General features: G+C 50.1%; 1 protein-coding gene. It reads left to right on the forward strand.

Going from position 1 to position 603, the window contains the following annotated elements; translation table 11 throughout:
- Positions 1 to 571, forward strand: a 571-nt coding sequence (tnpC, locus tag AB4307_RS21550; RefSeq protein WP_372133473.1) for an IS66 family transposase, incomplete at its 5' end; no start/stop codon positions are given.
- Positions 572 to 603 lie beyond the last annotated feature (32 nt).

A 603-nucleotide genomic window follows, 5' to 3' on the forward strand; every position in this document is an offset into this window, starting at 1 on the left:
TGGTCTGCATCACGTCACCAATGTAGGGTGCTTAGCGCATGCTCGTCGCAAGTTCATGGATGCGAAGAAGCTTCAAGGGAAAGGTAAATCAGGCAAGGCTGATAAGGCGCTGGCTAAAATCCAAAAACTCTACGGGATAGAATCACGCTTAAAAGGTGCGCCTGCCCAAGAGCGAAAAGCAGAGCGTCAAGCGCTTGCCAAGCCGATACTGGATGAGCTTTACCAATGGATGACGACCCAGAAGGTGATTGGCTCTAGCCCACTAGGCAAAGCGATAAAATATACGCTTGGGCAGTGGTCAAAGCTTATTCGTTATATCGACGATGGTCACTTATCTATTGATAATAATCGCGCTGAACGCGCAATTAAACCACTGGTCATTGGCAGGAAGAACTGGCTGTTCTCTAACACACCAAACGGTGCTGATGCGAGCGCGATGCTTTACAGCATCATCGAGACCGCGAAAGCCAACGGTCTTATCCTCTACGACTACATGGTCAAGTGCATGAAAGAGCTGGCGAAAGCTGAGCCTGATATCGACGCACTCCTGCCTTGGAACTTCAAACACTGACAAGTCGCCCCGTGGGTTCATGGGGCGGATAC

Source organism: Vibrio sp. 10N.261.52.C2, assembly GCF_041471425.1.
In the GTDB taxonomy this organism is placed as follows: domain Bacteria; phylum Pseudomonadota; class Gammaproteobacteria; order Enterobacterales; family Vibrionaceae; genus Vibrio; species Vibrio crassostreae_C.